This window comes from Phenylobacterium sp., assembly GCF_030697925.1.
Classification (GTDB): Bacteria; Pseudomonadota; Alphaproteobacteria; order Caulobacterales; family Caulobacteraceae; genus Phenylobacterium.
Genome location: NZ_JAUYOJ010000186.1, coordinates 1 through 1,236, shown reverse-complemented (window position 1 = coordinate 1,236; position 1,236 = coordinate 1). Strand labels below are relative to the sequence as shown.

The 1,236-nt window shown below is 65.9% G+C and carries 3 protein-coding genes; 2 read left to right on the top strand and 1 reads right to left on the bottom strand.

Features of this window, described 5'->3' with window-relative positions; all coding sequences use genetic code 11:
• The coding region (locus Q8Q88_RS18215; protein ID WP_305676602.1) for a hypothetical protein at window positions 1–113 on the bottom strand (113 nt) is incomplete at its 3' end.
• Here Q8Q88_RS18215 and Q8Q88_RS18210 point away from each other — a divergent pair.
• Together Q8Q88_RS18210 and Q8Q88_RS18205 are read left to right on the top strand one after the other, a co-directional pair.
• Window positions 61–672 (top strand): CoA transferase subunit A, encoded by a 612-nt coding sequence (locus Q8Q88_RS18210; protein WP_305676601.1) that lies wholly within the window; start codon window positions 61–63, stop codon window positions 670–672. The genes Q8Q88_RS18215 and Q8Q88_RS18210 overlap by 53 nt on opposite strands.
• A gap of 1 nt (window position 673) precedes the next feature.
• On the top strand, window positions 674–1,236 hold a 563-nt coding region (locus Q8Q88_RS18205), incomplete at its 3' end, for a 3-oxoacid CoA-transferase subunit B (protein WP_305676600.1).

Sequence of the window (1,236 nt, the reverse complement as noted above, 5' to 3'; positions counted from 1 at the left end):
CTGTTCGACGGCATGACCATCATGGCCGGCGGCTTCGGCCTCTGCGGCATCCCGGAAAACCTGATCGCGGCGATCCGCGAGACGGGGACCAAGGACCTGACCGTGGTCTCCAACAATTGCGGGATCGACGGCTTTGGCCTGGGCCTCCTGCTGGAGAGCGGCCAGATCCGAAAGATGATCTCGTCCTATGTGGGCGAGAACAAACTGTTCGAGCAGCTCTACCTCTCGGGCGACCTGGAACTGGAGTTCAACCCGCAGGGCACGCTGGCCGAGCGTATCCGCGCCGGCGGGGCGGGCATCCCGGCCTTCTTCACCAAGACCGGCGTCGGCACGCTGGTGGCGGAGGGCAAGGAGGTCCGGGAGTTCGACGGCGAGCTCTATGTCATGGAGCGCGGCCTGGTGGCCGACCTCGCCATCGTCAAGGCCTATGCCGGCGACGCGGAGGGCAACCTCGTCTACCGAAAGACCGCGCGGAACTTCAATCCGATGATGGCCACGGCGGGCAGGGCCTGCGTCGCCGAGGTCGAGAAGCTGGTGGAGATCGGGGCGCTCGACAAGGACAACATCCACACCCCGGGCATCTATGTGGACCGCATCGTGGCCGGCGCGAAATACGAGAAGCGCATCGAGCGCGTCACCACGCGACCGCGCGAAGAAAAGGTGAGCGCCTAAGATGGCCTGGACCCGCGAACAGATGGCGGCCCGCGCCGCCATGGAGCTGCGCGACGGCTTCTATGTGAACCTCGGCATCGGCATCCCGACCCTGGTGGCCAACTACATCCCGGCCGGCATGCACGTGACCCTGCAGAGCGAGAACGGCATGCTGGGCATGGGCCCCTTCCCGTATGAGGGGGAGGAGGACGCCGACCTGATCAACGCCGGCAAGCAGACCATCACCGAACTGGACTCGTCGTCCTATTTCTCCAGCGCCGACAGCTTCGCCATGATCCGCGGCGGCCATATCGCGCTCTCGATCCTGGGCGGTATGCAGGTCTCCGAAAAGGGCGACCTGGCCAACTGGATGGTGCCCGGCAAGGTGGTCAAGGGCATGGGCGGGGCCATGGACCTGGTGGCCGGCGTCAAGCGCGTGGTCGTGGTCATGGACCATGTGGAGAAGTCCGGCGCGCCCAAGCTGCTCAAGGCCTGCACCCTGCCGCTGACCGGGGCTGGCGTGGTCGATCTGCTGATCACCGATCTGGGCGTGTTCGACATCAGCCGCGGCAAGTCGCCCCTGAC